We start from the raw sequence: 15903 nt of genomic DNA, 5'->3' as shown, positions 1-15903 counted from the left end.
CCCCTCTCCCACGCAAGCGGGGAGAGGGGAATCTGTCTCCCCTCCCCGAATTCGGGGAGGGGCGGGGGTGGGTCGGTTGCGAACGATAGCCAAGTAGCCGTGAATACAAATGGCTGTTTTATCCCTAACTGACGTTAAACACCGTGAAAACGGGTTTCAGATCGGTTTTAGGATGTTGCGGACGCGATAAATCGCGTCCCCTCTCCTAGAGGAGAGGGGACGGGGGTGAGGTTAGTTAGTGTTAGAGCCGTCCGCGCTGACGGGCTGCCTCAAACATCAGCACGCCCGCTGCGACCGCCGCATTGAGCGATTCGGTCTCGGAGGCCATCGGGATGTAGACGCGCGCTGTCGCCATCGCTTCGGCTTCGGGACTCGCGCCGTCGGCTTCGCTGCCGATGATCAGCGCGTGCTGCACCGTCCAATCGACCACGTCATACGCCACATCACCCACCATCTCGGCAAGGTACACCGGCGCATCGCCGACATAGTCGCGGATGTCCTGCCACGAGCGTTCGGCAATCGACAGGCGGAAGTGCGCCCCCATCCCGCCGCGCAGCACCTTGTCGTTGTACAGGTCAACGCAGCCGGGCGACAGCAGCACAGCATCGACGCCCGCGCCCGCTGCCGTGCGCAGAATCGTGCCGAGGTTGCCGGGGTCGCGCAGATGATCAAGGATGAGGGTTTGCCGGGGGTTCGCCGGCAGCTTGGCGGTCGGCATAGGGAATATGCCGATGATGCCCTGCGGCTGCTCGGTCGCGCTCACATGCTTGATCACCTCCGCCGACGCCTCAAAGAGTTGATTGGTCAGCGGCTGAAGCGCCTGCACATTCACTTGTTGTGGATCGTAGAGGATATAGTCGGGGGTGTAGCCGCCGCGCTCAATCGCGTCGTGGATCAGGCGCACGCCTTCCAGCGCAATCTTGTCTTCTTTACGCCGATTCTTCGCCCCGGTGATCAGCGCGTTCGCCAGTTTGACGCGCTCGTTCTGTACGCTGGTTATCATGGCCGCTCGCTTTCACACCCGGTATCAAAAACAAAACAGGACAAGGCATGCCTTGTCCCTACACAGGTACAGTTTTCGTAGGGACGAGGCGTGCCTCGTCCTGAAATCTGCTTTAGTTGGCTATTGGTTCTGAAGAGCCAAAGCGGCGATCTTCTGGAACGTCGAGGCATCACGCACGGCGATGTCCGCGAGAATCTTGCGATCCAGTTCGATGCCAGCCTTCTTCAGGCCGTGAATCAGGCGGCTGTAGCTCAGGCCATTCAGGCGCGACGCCGCGTTGATGCGGATGATCCACAGGCGGCGCAGGTCGCCACGACGAGCGCGACGGTCGCGATACGAATAGAACAGGCTTTTCAGCATCGCTTCATTAGCGCGACGGAACAGGCGATTGCGTGTACCCCAGTGACCCTTGGTGAGGCCCAGGACTTTCTTGTGACGACGGCGCCGGACGATACCGGTCTTAACACGAGCCATGTCAACTCTACTCCTGACTAGAAAAGACCCGGAGTTTGCTTGCGCCCCGGGTCGGATATGCAAAGAATGCCGCTAGTGTACGCGGACAGGCCCCGAATGTACAGCTCGAACTGCTCAGCCGCGAGGATTCTGCTTGTACAAGCCGAGGTACGGGGCGAGCATCTTGATGCGCTTGTGCATCGTGAGGCTCGTCACGGTGATCGTCTTGTTCAGCATGTTCTTGGCGCGCTGCGAACGACGACGGCGGAAGTGGGTCTTGCCACCCTTCGTCCGAACGAGCAGACCGCTGCCAGTCTGGCGAAAGCGCTTCGCTGTCGCTTTATGGGTTTTGAGCTTATATTTCTTGACTTTTGCCTTAGCCACTTGATACTCCACTTTCGCTTCGTTTGTTCGCTCTGCGAGGCCGCCGAGCGTTATGTCCTAGAAATAGAGCTTATTTCTTCTGCTTGTCCGCTGCCGGGGCGAGCACCATGAGCATCGTCGTACCTTCCATGCTCGGGTGTTGTTCGACCACCGCGACATCGTTCAGTTCTGCTGCAATTGCCGCCAACCGCTCGCGTCCAATATCGGCATGCGTGATCTCGCGTCCGCGGAACCGAATCCGCACGCGCACCTTCATGCCTTCTTGCAACCAGCCCCGCGCATCACGAACCTTAAACGACAGGTGATGATCGTCCGTCTTCGGGTTGAGGCGAATTTCCTTCACCTCGATCACCTTCTGTTGTTTCTTGGCTTTGCGCTCTTTACGCGCCCGTTCATATTGGAATTTACCGAAATCCATGATTCGGCACACGGGCGGATCGGCGTTTGGAGACACCTCGACCAAGTCCATGTTCTTGGACTCCGCCAATTCCAATGCGCGCATCAAAGTCACAACGCCAATATTTTCGTTCGTGTCGGTGATTAAGCGAACTTCACGCGCACGGATTTCTCGATTAATTCGAAGCGAGTCTGGGGAGCTTATCTTACGGTTCCTCTCTAAACAAATGCAGCGAGCGCGGCACAAGCCCGCGCTCAGCTAGTATATCATAGCGATTCTTTAACACGCAAGACTCATCAACAGGCGATATTCACGCGGGGATGATTGCGCGCGTACAGCCGAACTTCATACAGCGACTGCTCATACGATTCGATCAGTTCTTCGTCGCTGCCCTTGTAGCGACGCAGCGTCTGGATGGCGCACGGCGCGCAACCGCGCATCGCCCGGTAGCTGTCCGTCTCACAGGCGAGGCAGCCATTCAAGCGGATCATCATCAGCATGAGGGCTAAAGTTTCTTCGTGATTTTCCTCAAGCGGTATAATGCGCTCCACCAGCTCGCTCCACTTTTCGCCGCGCAAGTTTTTCAAAGCCGGGATAACATGGTGGGGAAACAACAGTTCGTTGTTGGCGTACATTAAGCATAAACTTTCTAACTCGCGTTGTGACATAACTTGTCACGACCTCTATCGTTAGCATAAGGGATTTTCTCTAGATTCAGATGAGACCAAAGTCCTACTTCTGGTTAGCCTTAAGTCTGATCCTGCTGGTGCTGGCGGGCTGCGGTGGCGATGCCGTCGTCTTTGCGCCCACGCCTGCGCCGGAAGACCAAACGCCGCTGCGCTATGACCACCCGAGCGGCGCTTTTTCGGTGAGTGTCCCGCGCCTGTGGTCGCTCTACGAGCAAAACACGACCACGCTGGCGACCGCCGCCTTCGCCGCCCCCGGTACGACTGAGCCTGCGGTGCTGTTCGCCGTGATCAACCTCGGGCGCACCGTGAATTCGACCGAGCTGGCCGATCTGCTCAACCTGTATCAGACCCAGGTGCGTTCGGATGTCGGGCGCTACCGTGAGCAAAGCCGCGAAGCGATGGGCGACGGCAGTTGGCGGCTCACCGGGCTGCGCGAAGTCGCGCCGGGGACGACGCAGGCCGTCAACACCTTCATCCAAACGAGCGGCACCCTCATCGGCTTGACTGAAGTCGTGCTCGATCAGGCCGATCCACGCCTGCTTCAGACCATCGTCAACACGTTCACACTGCATCCGGACTCAACGCCGCTCCAGCCTGCCGACCTGACCACGCTGGCTTTTGCCAAGAACAGTGGTCTCGGCGTGCTGCACGTCAGCGCGTGGACGACGGCTGAAGGCGTGTTCTTCATCACCGGGGAAGTCGCCAACTACAGCCTGAACACAGTCGCAGGCATCCCGGTCGAAGCGGCGCTGTTCTCGGCAGACGGTTTACAGCTCACGGGCGCGGTCGATCAAGTGATGGGCTATGGTATTCCACCGGGCGGGTTTGCCCCGTTCAGCTTGCGTTTTGGCGGCGGCCAACCCACCGACTCGACCAGTTACACGGTCCTGCTCGGCAAAGATTGGCTGCCCGCCGACATCGGCACCGTCTATGGCGCGGATGCGCTCTCGTGGACGGATGAGTCGAGCCTTGACGCCTTCAATCGCCTCGTCGTGCGCGGCGAAGTGACCAACACGAGCGATCACGTCGTGCGGGCGGCGCGCGTCACCGTCACCGTCTTCGACGGCGCGCAGAACGTGATCGGCGCGGCCTTCGCCGATCTCACCCCCGCCGAGCTCGACCCCGGCGCGGTGGCTCCATTCGAGATTCCGCTGCCGGATGTTGGCGGTACGCCCGTCAACTACATCGTGAATGTGCAAGGTCTGCCGTGACGGTCACGCACCTGTTCTTCGATCTGCACGGCGTGCTCATCGACCCGCAGCGCACGCGGCACTGCTTCCGCACACAGCTTGGTCGCTATCTCGCCGAGCGCTATGGCGGCGCGCCAGAAGCGTGGACGCGCGCAAATCAGCAGATTGAAGACGATTGGGACAGCTACTACGCGGATCTCGATTTCGGCGGGGACGACTGCGCCAAGCAAATGTGGGAAGGCGAGTTCCGCACCACGCGCGCGCATTTCCGCCTGACGCGCACCCCCGAACCGCCCCACGACGAACTCATCAAGCTGTCGCGCGAGGTGCTGCACATCATCCCGCGCCGCTGCGACACCGCCTACCCGGAAGCGCGCGCCGTCATCGACACTCTGGCGCAGCAGGGGCTGACGCTCAGCGTGACGAGTCACGCGCTCGAACCACAAGTGCGCTCGACGCTGGACGGCAGTAGTTTGATCCAGTACTTCACGGGGAAAATCATCGGAACGGATACGATGGGGCGTTTCCTCAAAGACGCGGACTATTACCGCCGCGCCGCCGCCCTGCTCCACGTCGACCCGGTGCAGTGCGCCGTGATCGACGACCGCCCCGAACCCATCGAAGGCGCGAAAGCGGCAGGCATGGAGGCGATCTTCATGTGCCGACCGGAACGCTGCCATGATCGCCGGGTGGTCGCGGACGCCCTCATCACCGATCTCAGCGCGTTAGTCAGACGCTACCCCGCTCACCGCCCCTAAGGATTACAACCAATTGCGGACGCAATAAATTGCGTCCCTACGAAAACCGTTTCGGCTTGGCAGATATGCTGGCCCCCCTCCCTGAATTCGGTTGAGGACAGGGACCTCTTTAACAATCGGCCCGCCGCGCGGCCCCCCGCCCCCCCCGTGCCCGCGCGCCCCTTCCCCCCCCCCCCTCCCCCCCCGCCGCGGGCGCCCCCCCCCCCACCCCACCCACCCCCCCCCCACCCCCCGAATTCCCCCCCCCCCCCCCCCCCCCCCCCCCCCCCCCCCCCCCCCCCCCCCCCCGGGGGGCGCCCCCCCCCCCCCCCCCCCCCCCGGCGGGGGGGGCCCCTCCTAGAGGAGAGGGGTTAGGGGTGAGGTTTCTCGACTACTGCCCCAACGCGCGCACCGCATCGTAGATGGCGAACAACGCAGGCGGTGTGAACCCGTCCTGCGAGATGATGGTGCGACTGCTGCCACCCGCATCCACGGTCAGCGAGTAGGTGTAGGTATCCGCGGAGGCACCTGCGCCGATAAACTGGCCGCTCACCCGGAAGAAATCAAACGTATCGATCAACGACGCGATATTCGCAACCGCATCGGCGCTGGTCTGCGTCTGCGCCCCATCGCGCACGACGCGGCCATCGGCGAACACTTCGATCTGCAAGTTGAGCGCCGAGAGACCGCCCGTCTGCGTGAACACCACGCGGTCAAACTGGAACGGTTGATTACTCACCGGCTCAATCGTCGCGCCTGACGCCGGAATCGGCGTGCCGGGCTGCGCCACGGCGACCGTCACTTGTAACTCGTTGAACTGACTGGTCGGCAGGGTTTCGCCCGCCGCCGATGGCTGCGTGGGCAGCCCCGCGGTCGCCGTGGGCACGCTCACCGTCGGGGTGGGGGTGGGACTCCCGCCGCAAGCCGCTAATATCAGCACCAGAATGAGCAGAATCGTGGATGAACTACGCATAATCGCTTGCACTTCCTCAACAAGGGGAGCCACAGCTCACCCTGACACGCCTTATTAGTTGTTCGACCGCGGGTGGGCACGGATCAGTGTCGCGCCGCCGAGACCGGCCAACGCCGCCAGCACCGGAATGAGCGGTAAATAGTAGCGCTGCCACGCGAGCGGATTCACGAGCAGCGTGACTAGAGTCAAACCGAACCACCACAACAGTCCTGCCGACCGTCCTGCACGCGCCAGCGCCACCACAACGCCGACGCCTACCAGCACCAGGATCAGCACTCCCAGAGTGCCGTTCGGATAGCCGCGCCAGAAGCTCGTCTCGTAACGAATCACTTCTGCTTGAATCGGCTCGATCTCCGACCACGATGCAAGTTCATAATACATCACAGGCCGCACCGTGGGTTGTAAGAGGATCGCTTCAATTCGGTCGGTAAAACTTAACGCGCCGCCCGCAATCGACACCTGAATCTCGAGCAGCCGCGCGCGTTCTTCCAGCAGATTGACGCCTCTAGCTGCCGGGTCATTCCACAGCGCGGGCGACAGCGCCACGAACAACGCCGCCATCAGCACCCCGCTGACCACCAGCGCCGCGACCGTCCCTGCAAATCGTCTCCCCTCTCTGGTAGGGACGCGCTTCTGCGCGTCCGCCGCTTGAGAGAAGCCGTTCCCCTCTCCTAGAGGAGAGGGGGTTGGGGGGTGAGGCTTGAGCAGGCGAATCAATGCCTCTAATCCAATCCACCCCAGCGCCGCGGCGATAAATACAACCCCGCTGTGCTTGCTGGCCAGCGTCAGCGCGCCCGCCAGCGTGAGCAGTGCCCACCCCCACAGCGGACGCTGCTCACGCCGGCTCAGCCACACGGCGATCAGCACCGTCAGCAGGCCGAAGAAGAACATGGAACCTTCCTGCGTCGCCCGCCGACCGTTGAGCAGCAGCGCGGGGTTGAGCGCGTAGATCGCCGTCGCGATGTAGGCCGCGGGACGCCCGCCGATGTGCCGCCCGATCACGAACATCACGCCCACGCTCAGCGCCGTGAACAAGGTCGAGGGCAGCCGCGCCGCTTCGAGCGCGCTGGCGCTCAGGCGATGCCCGGTCTCGACGTTGCGCGCATAATCCAGCCCCCAGTCCCAACCGGGACGCGGCAGGGTCATCGGGTAGCCGCCCACCTGCAGCACCGCGCCGATGGTGTAGCGGTTCACCGTGCCGTTGATCAGCCGCAAATGCCCGTCCGAATCGATGTCGTAGGGTGGCTGTGTGAGCAGGTCGTTCCAGCGGCCATTGACGATGGCGGTGGTGTAGTCGGTGCTCATGTAGATCTGCATCGACTCGTCGCCGTGAAACGGGGTCAGCGGCACGCCCGCCAGCACATAGAACGCCAGCGCCACCGCGTAGACTACATCCAGAAGCATCCACATTCGTTGATTCATAGCTTTAACTTTGGGGTTTTCATTCCCCTCTCCGCTCGGAGAGGGAGAGGTACGGCACGTCTGCTGGGTCCCCTCCCCGAATTCGGGGAGGGGCCGGGGGTGGGGTCGGAATAAGACCTTGTTCAATACCCTCATGCCTCGTCTTAATGAGAAGAGAGGACAAGGCATGCCTTGTCCCTACACAAACTTTGGCTACCCTTACCCAATCTTCACCTGATGCGCGTGTCGCACGAACTCCTGCGCGCACAACGCCGCGTAGATGTCTTCCGGCAGCGGCTCGTCGAGCGTCAACACAGTCAGCGTGTGCCCGCCGGGCGTCGCGCGCCCCGTATGCCAGCTCGCAATGTTGATGCCGTTGGTCGCCATCAGCGTCCCGACCTTGCCGATCACGCCGGGCTGGTCGAAGCTGCCCATGATCAGCAAATGGCCTTCAGGGACGAAGTTCATGCGGTAGTCGTTGATCTGCACGATGTGCGGTTCACGCCGATCCAGCAGCGTCCCGGCGACATAGATCTGTTCGCCGTCTTCCAGCGTGACCATGCTCGCCACCAGCGCCGCGTATTCGCTCGCTTTCAAGCCCTTCGCCTGTGTGACCTGAACGCCGCGCTCATTCGCCAGCACCGGCGCATTGATATAGTTGACGTTGTCGCCGTGAACGGGCGTGAGCAGGCCCTTGAGCAGCGCCACCGTCAGCGGCTTGACCAGGCCCGCCGTCTCTTCGCCGCGGTACTCCACCGCCACGCGCCGCACCGGGTAGCGCGAGAGCGTATGCAGAAACGTGCCGATATATTCCGCGAGGCGCAGGTACGGGCGCACCGCGTCAAAATCCAGCCCCGGCATGAACGGCATGTTGACCACGTTGCGGTAATCGTCGCCATTCAGCGCGTCGATCACCTGCGTGACAATCTGGATCGACAGGTCTTGCGCCGCTTCAACCGTATTGTCGCCGATGTGCGGCGTGTGAATCACGCTGTCCAGCCCGATCAGCGGGCTGTTATACGGCGGCTCTTCCTGATAAACGTCGAGCGCCGCGCCCGCCAGCCGCCCTTCTTTGAGCGCCGCCGCCAGCGCCGCCTCGTCGACCACGCTGCCATGCGACGTATTGATCAGCCGCGCGCCCGCCTTCATCTGCTTGATGAGCGCCTCATTGAACAAGCCGCGCGTTTCGTTGGTCGCGCTCACATGGATGCTGACGAAATCCGCGCGGGTGACGAGTTCGCGTAAGCTGACCAGCGCGATCCGCTTGTCGGCGATGTCGTCTTCGGTGATATACGGGTCATAGGCCAGCACATTCATGCCAAACGACAGGCAGCGCGTCGCGACGATTTGGCCGACGCGCCCCAAGCCAACAATGCCGAGCGTCTTGCCGTGGAGCTGTGTCCCTGCCTGCCGTTTGCGATCCAGCAGCCAATACCCCTCTTTCAAGCTGTTGTGCGCGGAGATCAGCTTGCGGCTGAGCGCCAGCATCAGCGTGAGCGCGTGTTCGCCCGCCGCAATCGCGTTGACGCCGGGGGTATTCATGACGATGATGCCGCGTTCGGTCGCCGAATCAATCGCAATGCCGCCGAGGTTCGCGCCCACCCGCCCGATCACCTTGAGGTTCGGAGCGGTGTTCAGCAGCGCGGCATCGACCAGCACATCATCCCGGGCAATCAAGGCATGGGCGGTCTTCAGGGCCTCGCGCAGCGCGGTGAGGTTGGTCGGGCTGACGGCTGTCAGCTTAAAGCCATCCATATCGCGGAGAATGTTCAGGCTTTCTTCGGTTAAGTCGGTCGCGACGACGATCTGAAACTCAGCCAAGGCACAACTCCAGAGCGGCCTGCACTTCATGTAAGCTGTCAAATACGTGCGGCGTGATCGCCTCGAAGGCCGCGTGTGAGGTGTGAGAGAGATCGGGGACGGCAATCGTCACCATGCCCGCCGCCACCGCTGCGCGTGACCCATTCGGGCTGTCTTCCAGCGCGAGGCAGGCTTCCGGGCTGACGCCGATCCGGCGCGCCGCTTCGAGGTAGATGTCCGGCGCAGGCTTGCCATGCTGCACATCATCGCCGCATACATGGGTCTGGAAATAGCGATCCCATCCCTGCGATGTGACCACCGCATCGATGATCGGCATCGGCGAGCTGGAGGCAATCGCGCACGGGATGCCGCGCGCCAGCAAATACTCCAGCAGTTCCGGCGCGCCGGGGCGCGGCACAACCTGCGTCGGCACGAGTTTGGTCATGCGACCGATGAGTTCTGCCACCAGCTCGTCGACCGTATCGCTCAGCCCGTAGCCGCTGCGAATCCCGACCAGAAAGTCGCGCATGCGCATACCGATCAAGGGGCGCTGAATTTCGATATCCCACTGCTTGCCGCGTTCCTGCAGCAGCGCACCTTCCGCCATCGCCCACACGGGCTCGGAGTCCACGAGCAACCCATCCATATCGAAGATGATCGCCTGTGGGCAAAAGTTCAACGAGTTCACACGATCTCCTTTAGTGCTGTCTCCAGTAAATCGTCAACTATGGACTTGTAGGGGCGCACCTGGAGCGTGATGAAAAAGGTCAGATTCCGACCCCACCCCCGACCCCTCCCCGAATTCAGGGAGGGGAGCCAACATCACCAGCCAAACCGAATTGGTTTTCGTAGGGACGCAATTCATTGCGTCCGCTGGCGAGTGAAACGGCTTTACGAAAGCTTTTTAAACACCCTCGTGTGTGCGCCCTCAGACGGGCAGACACACAGGTCTGCCCCTACCACTTGCATCATTTACCGGATATGGCATTTAGTGGGAATAGTCAAAAGTTGAAAGTACGTTACTTGTACTCACTTTTAACTATTCCCTTTCAACTTTTAACTCATTCCTTCTTGTCAAACGACGCGGTATACGCTCGCCGCAGCTCTTCCGGTTGAATGATCAACCCACCCTGCGCCGCCAGTTCCAGCCCGCGCTCAAAGGTCGCCTGATGCGGCGTGCCGATTGTCTTGATATAGGCCGCCGGTCCCGCCGCCAACGGCAGAATCGGCGCGAGCGAGTTCACTTCGACGAACACATCCGATCCCGCCTTGACCTTTGCGCGTGACACCACGCCGCCGAAGCCGACGAACAGATCAACCTCGCCGCGCGTCGCCAAGTCCGACGCGCCATCGCCCACCATCAGCTTGCGCCCCGCCTTGCCCGCGGCCAGCTCCCGCACGATCTGCGGCTTGCCGCTCGACACCGTGAGCGGGCTGTCGTCATAGTCGAGATACGTCTGGTTGTGCACGGTCCCCGGCTCGTAATAGCGCCACCAGTCGCCGGACAATTCGTTGTATTCCAGTTCCACCGCGCGGATGTTTTCCGGCGGCACGCCCAACCGCTGCCCAAAACCGCGCACGGGGCCAGCCAGCCCACCGCTGATGATGAACACCTGCTTCTTGAGGAAGTGCAGCGCGTCAACCACCGCTTGGGCATCCGGCACGAGCGTTTGCCAGTAGCGTTCCTCAATGGCTTTCAACTGCCCGCGGGTCGGGCGAATCGCCTCCAACCGCTTGCCATACACCTCTGACAGATCGAGTTCCCCGTCCATCGCTTTTTGCGTGAGAACGCCCACTCGCCATTCTTTACCCTTAAAACGGGCCAGTTCATCGATGCCTTCTATGCTCGAAAGCGTACTGTCGCAGTCGAAGAAGATGAGGTCAAAGCTCGTCCAGCGATCCATAAGCGTCCCTATGCACACGAACCTATGGATTTTAACCCCGATCCCGGTCTTTTGGAACCTGTGCATTCTATGCAGACCTAGCAACGAGCCGCTATGGCAAATTGCCGATATCCCCGACCTGACCCCCCCCCCCCCCCCCCCCCCCCCCCGCCCCCCCCCCCCCCCCCCCCCCCCCCCCCCCCCCCCCCCCCCCGCCCCCCCCCCCCCCCCCGCGCCCCCCCGCCCCCCCCCCCCCCCCCCCCCCCCCCCCGCCCGCCCCCCCCCCCCCCGCCCCCCCCCCCCCCCGCCCCCCCCCCCCCCCCCCCCCCCCCCGCCCCCCCCCCCGCCCCCCCCCCCCCCGCCCCGGCCCCCCCCCCCCCCCCCCCCCCCCCCCCCCCGCCCCCCCCCCGCCCCCCCCCCGCCCCCGGCCCCCCCGGCCCCGGCCGGGCGCCCCCCCCCGCCCCCCCCCCCCCCCCCCCCCCGGGCGGCCCCGCGCGCGGGCCCCCGCCCTCGGCGTTTTTTAGCGCTTACTCATGGAGGTGAGTTGACAGGCGGGAAAAGCCTTGTCTATAATCAAATGGAGATTTGATTAATTTGCGAACAAACTTATGTAAGGGTGGCGCTCGTGGCTCGGAAACCTGCGGACCAGTCGGTCAATCGAGAAGCGATTATCTTCGCAGCGGCAGAAGTGCTGCAGAAGAACGGTTACGAAGCTGCGACGATGAAAGATATCGCCGCCGCGGTCAACCTCACGGCGGCCAGTCTCTATCACCACTTCAAGAACAAAGACGCGCTGCTGCTGGCTGTGCTTGAAGTCGGCCTGGATCACGTCCTCCGCCAGATCGAACCCGTCGCGCATTCTGATCTGCCGACCACCGACAAACTCCGCCACATGATCCACGAACACATCGTCGGCCTGACGCAGAACACCGCGGTCGGCGCGGCGATGGTCTTCGAAATTCGCGCGCTCATGAACGTCAAAGCCCCCTATCGCAACGCCCGCGAGGACGACAAAGAAGCGTTTGAACAGTTCATCGAACGGCGCGACGAGTTCTTCAAGCGCCGCGACGACTTCGAGAACCTGTTTCGCGTCGTCGTGCGCGAAGGCGTCGAGAATGGCTCGTTCCGCCCCGTCGATGTGGCGATCTTCGTCAAGACGCTGCTCGGCGCGCAGAACTGGGTGGGCGTGTGGTACCGCCCGAATGGTCGTCTGAACGGCGAGCAGATCGCCGATCTAATTGTCGATACGATGCTCAACGGCGTCATCGTCGCGTGAGGCAGTCGGTGCCGCGTCACCGCCTAAGCCAACTGGACAAAACTACCCGCATGAGTGGTGGTGAGTCCGGGCAAACGGGTGAAGATCGCAGCATTGTTCGAGTTTCAATCGAGGGATGAGCGCGCTCGTCCCGGCAAAGGAATAAAATCTTGTTGCTTCAAAACAAAGTAGCCATCATTACCGGGAGTGGACGCGGCATCGGCGCGGCGGCGGCGAAATTGTTCGCGGCGCACGGCGCGAAGGTCGTCATCAACGACCTTGACCCCCGGCCCGCCGAAGAAGTCGTCAAGCAGATCGAGGCGCTCGGCGGCACGGCGATCAGCGTGTGCGGCGACGTGACCACCGACGGCCTGATCGAAGAGTTGATCGGGCAGACCGTCGATAAGTTCGGCGGCATCGACATCCTCGTCAACAACGCCGGATACACGTGGGACGGCATGATCCACAAGATGACCGACGATCAGTGGGATGCCATGCTGGCGATCCACCTCACCACCCCATTCAAACTCATCCGCGCCGCCATCCCCTACATGCGCGATGTCGCCAAGAAAGAAATCGACGCCAACGGCGCGACCAAAGCGCGCAAAATCGTCAACGTGAGCAGCACGACCGGCACGCGCGGCAACATCGGTCAGGTCAATTATTCGGCGGGTAAAGCGGGCGTCATCGGCATGACCAAGACGCTCGCCAAAGAATGGGGCGCGTTCAACATTCAGGTGAACGCCGTCGCCTTCGGCTTCATTGAAACCCGCCTCACCCAGTCCGATTCCGTCGGCGACGCGACCGAACGCGACGGGCAGCGCGTCAAGCTCGGCATGCCCGACAAAGTGCGCGACAGCATCTTCGCGCAAATCCCGATGAAGCGCCCCGGCACGGTCGACGAAGCGGCGGGCGCGCTCCTGTTCTTCGCCAGCGACTTGAGCAATTACGTCTCGGGGCAAGTCCTCGAAGTCGCGGGCGGCTGGTAGGCAAATACGAGGACTGAGTCAAAAAAGGACTGAGGACTGAGCCAGAAACGCATAGTGGCGCGCGACTCCTCTTGTGCCTTAGTCCTCAGTCCTCAGCACTCAGTCCTTCTTGTAAAACTTAGTTGAAAGGCAGTCTTGATGATCTCGTTTACGCCATCTGAAGAACAGCAGCAGTTGATCGATACTATCCGGCGCTTTGCGGCCAATGACGTGCAGCCTGTCGCCCACGAAGCGGACGAAAACGAGCGTGTGCCCGCCAGCGTCATCAAAACGGGCTGGGACATGGGCTTGATCCCCGCGTCGATTCCCGAAGACCTCGGCGGTTTCGGCGAACTGAGCGCGGTGACCAACGTCCTCGCCTATGAAGAACTCGCCTACGGCGATCTCTCGTCCGCCCTGCAGCTGCTGGCGCCCGCCCTGTTCGCCTACCCGATTGTGCTCTACGGCACGGCGGAGCAGCGCGAAACCTACCTGCCCATGTTCCTTGAGGAACGTCCCGCGCACGCCAGCGCCGCGCTCCTCGAACCCGGCGTGTTCTTCGACCCGCACGATCTCAAGACGACCGCCACGCCCAACGGCGAAACAGTCACGCTCAACGGCAGCAAAGTCTATGTGCCGCTGGCCGCCACCGCCGATCATTTCCTCGTCTATGCCAAAAACACGGAAACGGGCAAACCCGAAGCCTACATTGTGAACTGCGAGACCAAAGGTGTGACCGTCGGCAAGCGCGAAGGTCTGATGGGCGTGCGCGCCCTGCCGACGCATCACCTCACGCTGCATGATGTCGTGGTCAACGCGAGCTGCCGCGTCGGCGGCGCGGTCGGCATCGACTATGAGGCGCTGCTCAACCGCAGCCGCGTCGCGCTCGGCGCGCTGGCGGTCGGCGTGGCGAAAGCCGCCTTCGACTATGCCCGCGAATACGCCAAGCAGCGCGTGCAGTTCGGCGCGCCCATTGCCACCAAGCAGGCCATCGCCTTCATGCTCGCCGAAATGGCCATCGAAGTGGATGCCGCCCGCCTGATGGTGTGGGAAGCCGCGTGGAAGCTCGACGAAGGCGTCGACGCCACGCAGGAAGCCTATCTCGCCAAGGAATACGCCAGCAAAGCCGCCATGACCGTGTGCGATGGCGCAGTACAAACGCTGGGCGGCTACGGCTTCATCCGCGAATATCCCGTCGAGCGGTATCTGCGCAATGCGCGCGGGTTCGCCTCGTTCACCGGTTTGGCGATTGTCTAGCGATTAGCTGTTAGCTTTTAGCAATTAGCTGGGACGCAAGAGAACAGCGTTCCCCTCTCCCGTGGGAGAGGGGTCAGGGGTGAGGCTGCTCTTGCTAACGGCTAACCGCTAATGGCTAACCGCTTAGATGGAGACTGATGATAAATGACTATCTCTTTCGAAATTCCTGAGCACATCAAACAGCAGACCGACATGGTCAAAATGGTCGCCGAACACATCATGCGCCCCATGTCGCGCGAACTCGACGAGCATGAACACCAGCGTCCCACCGCCTTCGCCGAGCAGATGTGGCCCTTCATGCGCGACATGCAGAAGAAGAACCTCGAACGCATGCTCAACGGCGGCGAAGGCAAGCGCCGCGAAGGCCCCAGCACACAGTATCTGCGCCTCATGCTGATGATCGAAATGCTCTCGTGGGGCGACGCGGGCATTTACCTGTGCCTGCCCGGCGGCGCGCTCGGCGGCGCGGCGATTGAAGCGGTCGGCACGCCGGAACAGAAAGCCAAATTCCTCCAGCGCTTCGCCGAAGGCGATGTCCCGGCGTGGGGCGCGATGGCCATGACCGAACCCGGCGCGGGCTCTGATACCTCCTCCATTCAGACGACTGCCGTGTTTGACGAAGCCACGCAGGAATGGGTGCTCAACGGCGAGAAGATCTTCTGCACCAACGGCTCACTCGCGCTCAACGAATCCAATGGCTTGGTCGTCGTCTGGGCAACGCTGGATCGCTCGGCGGGGCGCGCAGGGATGCGCACATTCATCGTGGCGGCGGGTACGCCCGGCGTCAAGGTGACCAAGCAGGAGATCAAGCTCGGCATCCGCGCCAGCGATACGGCGGCGATTGTGCTGGAAAACGCGCGCGTCCCCAAAGATGCGATTCTCGGCAGCCCGGAAGTGCAGACGCAGGGTGGACAGGGCTTCAAGGGCGCGATGGCGACCTTTGACGCCACTCGTCCGCTCGTCGCCGCCAGCGCGCTCGGCATTGGCCGCGCCGCGCTCGAATTCACCAAAGAGAAGCTCGCCGAAAACGGCGTCGAGATCCCCTACGGTCAGCCTTATCACAAGCTGACTGCCGTCCAGCGCGACGTGCTCGACATGGAAATGCAGTTGAAAGCCGCGCATCTGCTCACACTGCGGTCGATCTCCATGCTCGACGCTAAAGAGCCGAACAACCTCGAATCCTCGATGGCGAAGGCGAAGGCAGGCAAGGTCGTCACGCAGTTGACCTACAAGGCCGTCGAACTGCTCGGCACGATGGGTTACAGCCGCGAATGGCTGCTGGAAAAGTGGATGCGCGACGCGAAGATCAACGACCTATTCGAAGGCACGGGACAGATCAACACGCTGATCGTCGCCCGGCGCATTCTCGGCTACACGAGCAAAGAACTGGCGTAAGCCAACACGCCACCGTAAATGTCGGGGCAAGGCGTGCCTTGCCCCGTCCTGAAATTCATATCTCGCGCATCAGGCGAATTATGGACGGGGAGCAAAATCTATCGAATCATGAGGTGAT

At 62.1% G+C, this 15903-nt stretch carries 16 protein-coding genes; 6 read left to right on the top strand and 10 right to left on the bottom strand.

The window, feature by feature from the left end:
• Positions 1-241: 241 nt before the first annotated feature.
• The 5 genes from IPK17_RS20310 to IPK17_RS20290 form a co-directional block, all read right to left on the bottom strand.
• On the bottom strand, positions 242-1003 hold the full coding sequence (locus IPK17_RS20310) for a TrmH family RNA methyltransferase (RefSeq protein WP_343419525.1): 762 nt from the start codon (positions 1001-1003) through the stop codon (positions 242-244).
• A 120-nt stretch (positions 1004-1123) separates the two neighbouring features.
• On the bottom strand, positions 1124-1477 hold the full coding sequence (gene rplT / locus IPK17_RS20305) for a 50S ribosomal protein L20 (RefSeq protein WP_343419524.1): 354 nt from the start codon (positions 1475-1477) through the stop codon (positions 1124-1126).
• 114 nt (positions 1478-1591) lie between these two features.
• Positions 1592-1840, bottom strand: a complete 249-nt coding sequence (gene rpmI / locus IPK17_RS20300) for a 50S ribosomal protein L35 (RefSeq protein ID WP_343419523.1) — start codon at positions 1838-1840, stop codon at positions 1592-1594.
• A gap of 70 nt (positions 1841-1910) precedes the next feature.
• Positions 1911-2483, bottom strand: a complete 573-nt coding sequence (gene infC, locus IPK17_RS20295) for a translation initiation factor IF-3 (protein ID WP_343419522.1) — start codon at positions 2481-2483, stop codon at positions 1911-1913.
• Between the two features lie 50 nt (positions 2484-2533).
• On the bottom strand, positions 2534-2872 hold the full coding sequence (locus IPK17_RS20290; protein ID WP_343419521.1) for a hypothetical protein: 339 nt from the start codon (positions 2870-2872) through the stop codon (positions 2534-2536).
• 83 nt (positions 2873-2955) lie between these two features.
• Here IPK17_RS20290 and IPK17_RS20285 point away from each other — a divergent pair, with 83 nt between their 5' ends.
• Both IPK17_RS20285 and IPK17_RS20280 read left to right on the top strand, forming a co-directional pair.
• Positions 2956-4137: an FxLYD domain-containing protein gene (locus IPK17_RS20285; RefSeq protein WP_343419520.1), complete on the top strand. Its 1182-nt coding sequence runs from the start codon at positions 2956-2958 to the stop codon at positions 4135-4137.
• Positions 4134-4874, top strand: coding sequence for an HAD family hydrolase (locus IPK17_RS20280; RefSeq protein ID WP_343419519.1), 741 nt, complete (start codon positions 4134-4136; stop codon positions 4872-4874). Before IPK17_RS20285 ends, IPK17_RS20280 begins: the two co-directional genes overlap by 4 nt.
• A 370-nt stretch (positions 4875-5244) precedes the next feature.
• Here IPK17_RS20280 and IPK17_RS20275 read toward each other — a convergent pair whose 3' ends face one another.
• The 5 genes from IPK17_RS20275 to IPK17_RS20255 form a co-directional block, all read right to left on the bottom strand.
• Entirely contained in the window at positions 5245-5826 is a 582-nt protein-coding gene (locus IPK17_RS20275; RefSeq protein WP_343419518.1) for a hypothetical protein, read from the bottom strand.
• Between the two features lie 54 nt (positions 5827-5880).
• Positions 5881-7230, bottom strand: a complete 1350-nt coding sequence (locus IPK17_RS20270; protein WP_343419517.1) for a glycosyltransferase family 39 protein — start codon at positions 7228-7230, stop codon at positions 5881-5883.
• 216 nt (positions 7231-7446) lie between these two features.
• Positions 7447-9048, bottom strand: coding sequence for a phosphoglycerate dehydrogenase (serA, locus tag IPK17_RS20265; protein ID WP_343419516.1), 1602 nt, complete (start codon positions 9046-9048; stop codon positions 7447-7449).
• Complete coding sequence (locus tag IPK17_RS20260; protein WP_343419515.1) at positions 9041-9715, bottom strand: HAD family hydrolase; 675 nt, start codon at positions 9713-9715, stop codon at positions 9041-9043. The genes serA and IPK17_RS20260 overlap by 8 nt, the downstream gene beginning before the upstream one ends.
• A gap of 373 nt (positions 9716-10088) precedes the next feature.
• Positions 10089-10931, bottom strand: coding sequence for an HAD-IB family phosphatase (locus IPK17_RS20255; protein WP_343419514.1), 843 nt, complete (start codon positions 10929-10931; stop codon positions 10089-10091).
• A 604-nt stretch (positions 10932-11535) separates the two neighbouring features.
• Between IPK17_RS20255 and IPK17_RS20250 the strand changes: the two genes are divergently transcribed.
• The 4 genes from IPK17_RS20250 (at position 11536) to IPK17_RS20235 (ending at position 15785) form a co-directional block, all read left to right on the top strand.
• Complete coding sequence (locus tag IPK17_RS20250; protein ID WP_343419513.1) at positions 11536-12186, top strand: TetR/AcrR family transcriptional regulator; 651 nt, start codon at positions 11536-11538, stop codon at positions 12184-12186.
• Positions 12187-12335: 149 nt separating this feature from the next.
• Positions 12336-13154 carry an SDR family NAD(P)-dependent oxidoreductase gene (locus IPK17_RS20245; protein ID WP_343419512.1) on the top strand — a complete coding sequence of 273 codons (819 nt, stop codon included), beginning with the start codon at positions 12336-12338 and terminating at the stop codon, positions 13152-13154.
• 138 nt (positions 13155-13292) lie between these two features.
• Positions 13293-14390, top strand: coding sequence for an acyl-CoA dehydrogenase family protein (locus tag IPK17_RS20240; RefSeq protein WP_343419511.1), 1098 nt, complete (start codon positions 13293-13295; stop codon positions 14388-14390).
• A gap of 144 nt (positions 14391-14534) precedes the next feature.
• Positions 14535-15785 (top strand): acyl-CoA dehydrogenase family protein, encoded by a 1251-nt coding sequence (locus IPK17_RS20235; RefSeq protein ID WP_343419510.1) that lies wholly within the window; start codon positions 14535-14537, stop codon positions 15783-15785.
• The last annotated feature ends 118 nt before the right edge of the window (positions 15786-15903 follow it).

This window comes from Candidatus Flexifilum breve (assembly GCF_016713355.1).
This window is presented reverse-complemented; position numbering and strand designations above follow the sequence as displayed.

Bases quoted from the DNA above. Each gene is read 5' to 3' on its own strand.
- IPK17_RS20310 (WP_343419525.1), bottom strand. From the start codon at position 1,003: ATGATAACCAGCGTACAGAACGAGCGCGTCAAACTGGCGAACGCGCTG.
- rplT (WP_343419524.1), bottom strand. From the start codon at position 1,477: ATGGCTCGTGTTAAGACCGGTATCGTCCGGCGCCGTCGTCACAAGAAA.
- IPK17_RS20290 (WP_343419521.1), bottom strand. From the start codon at position 2,872: ATGTACGCCAACAACGAACTGTTGTTTCCCCACCATGTTATCCCGGCT.
- IPK17_RS20285 (WP_343419520.1), top strand. From the start codon at position 2,956: ATGAGACCAAAGTCCTACTTCTGGTTAGCCTTAAGTCTGATCCTGCTG.
- IPK17_RS20275 (WP_343419518.1), bottom strand. From the start codon at position 5,826: ATGCGTAGTTCATCCACGATTCTGCTCATTCTGGTGCTGATATTAGCG.
- IPK17_RS20270 (WP_343419517.1), bottom strand. From the start codon at position 7,230: ATGCTTCTGGATGTAGTCTACGCGGTGGCGCTGGCGTTCTATGTGCTG.
- IPK17_RS20255 (WP_343419514.1), bottom strand. From the start codon at position 10,931: ATGGATCGCTGGACGAGCTTTGACCTCATCTTCTTCGACTGCGACAGT.
- IPK17_RS20240 (WP_343419511.1), top strand. From the start codon at position 13,293: ATGATCTCGTTTACGCCATCTGAAGAACAGCAGCAGTTGATCGATACT.
- IPK17_RS20235 (WP_343419510.1), top strand. From the start codon at position 14,535: ATGACTATCTCTTTCGAAATTCCTGAGCACATCAAACAGCAGACCGAC.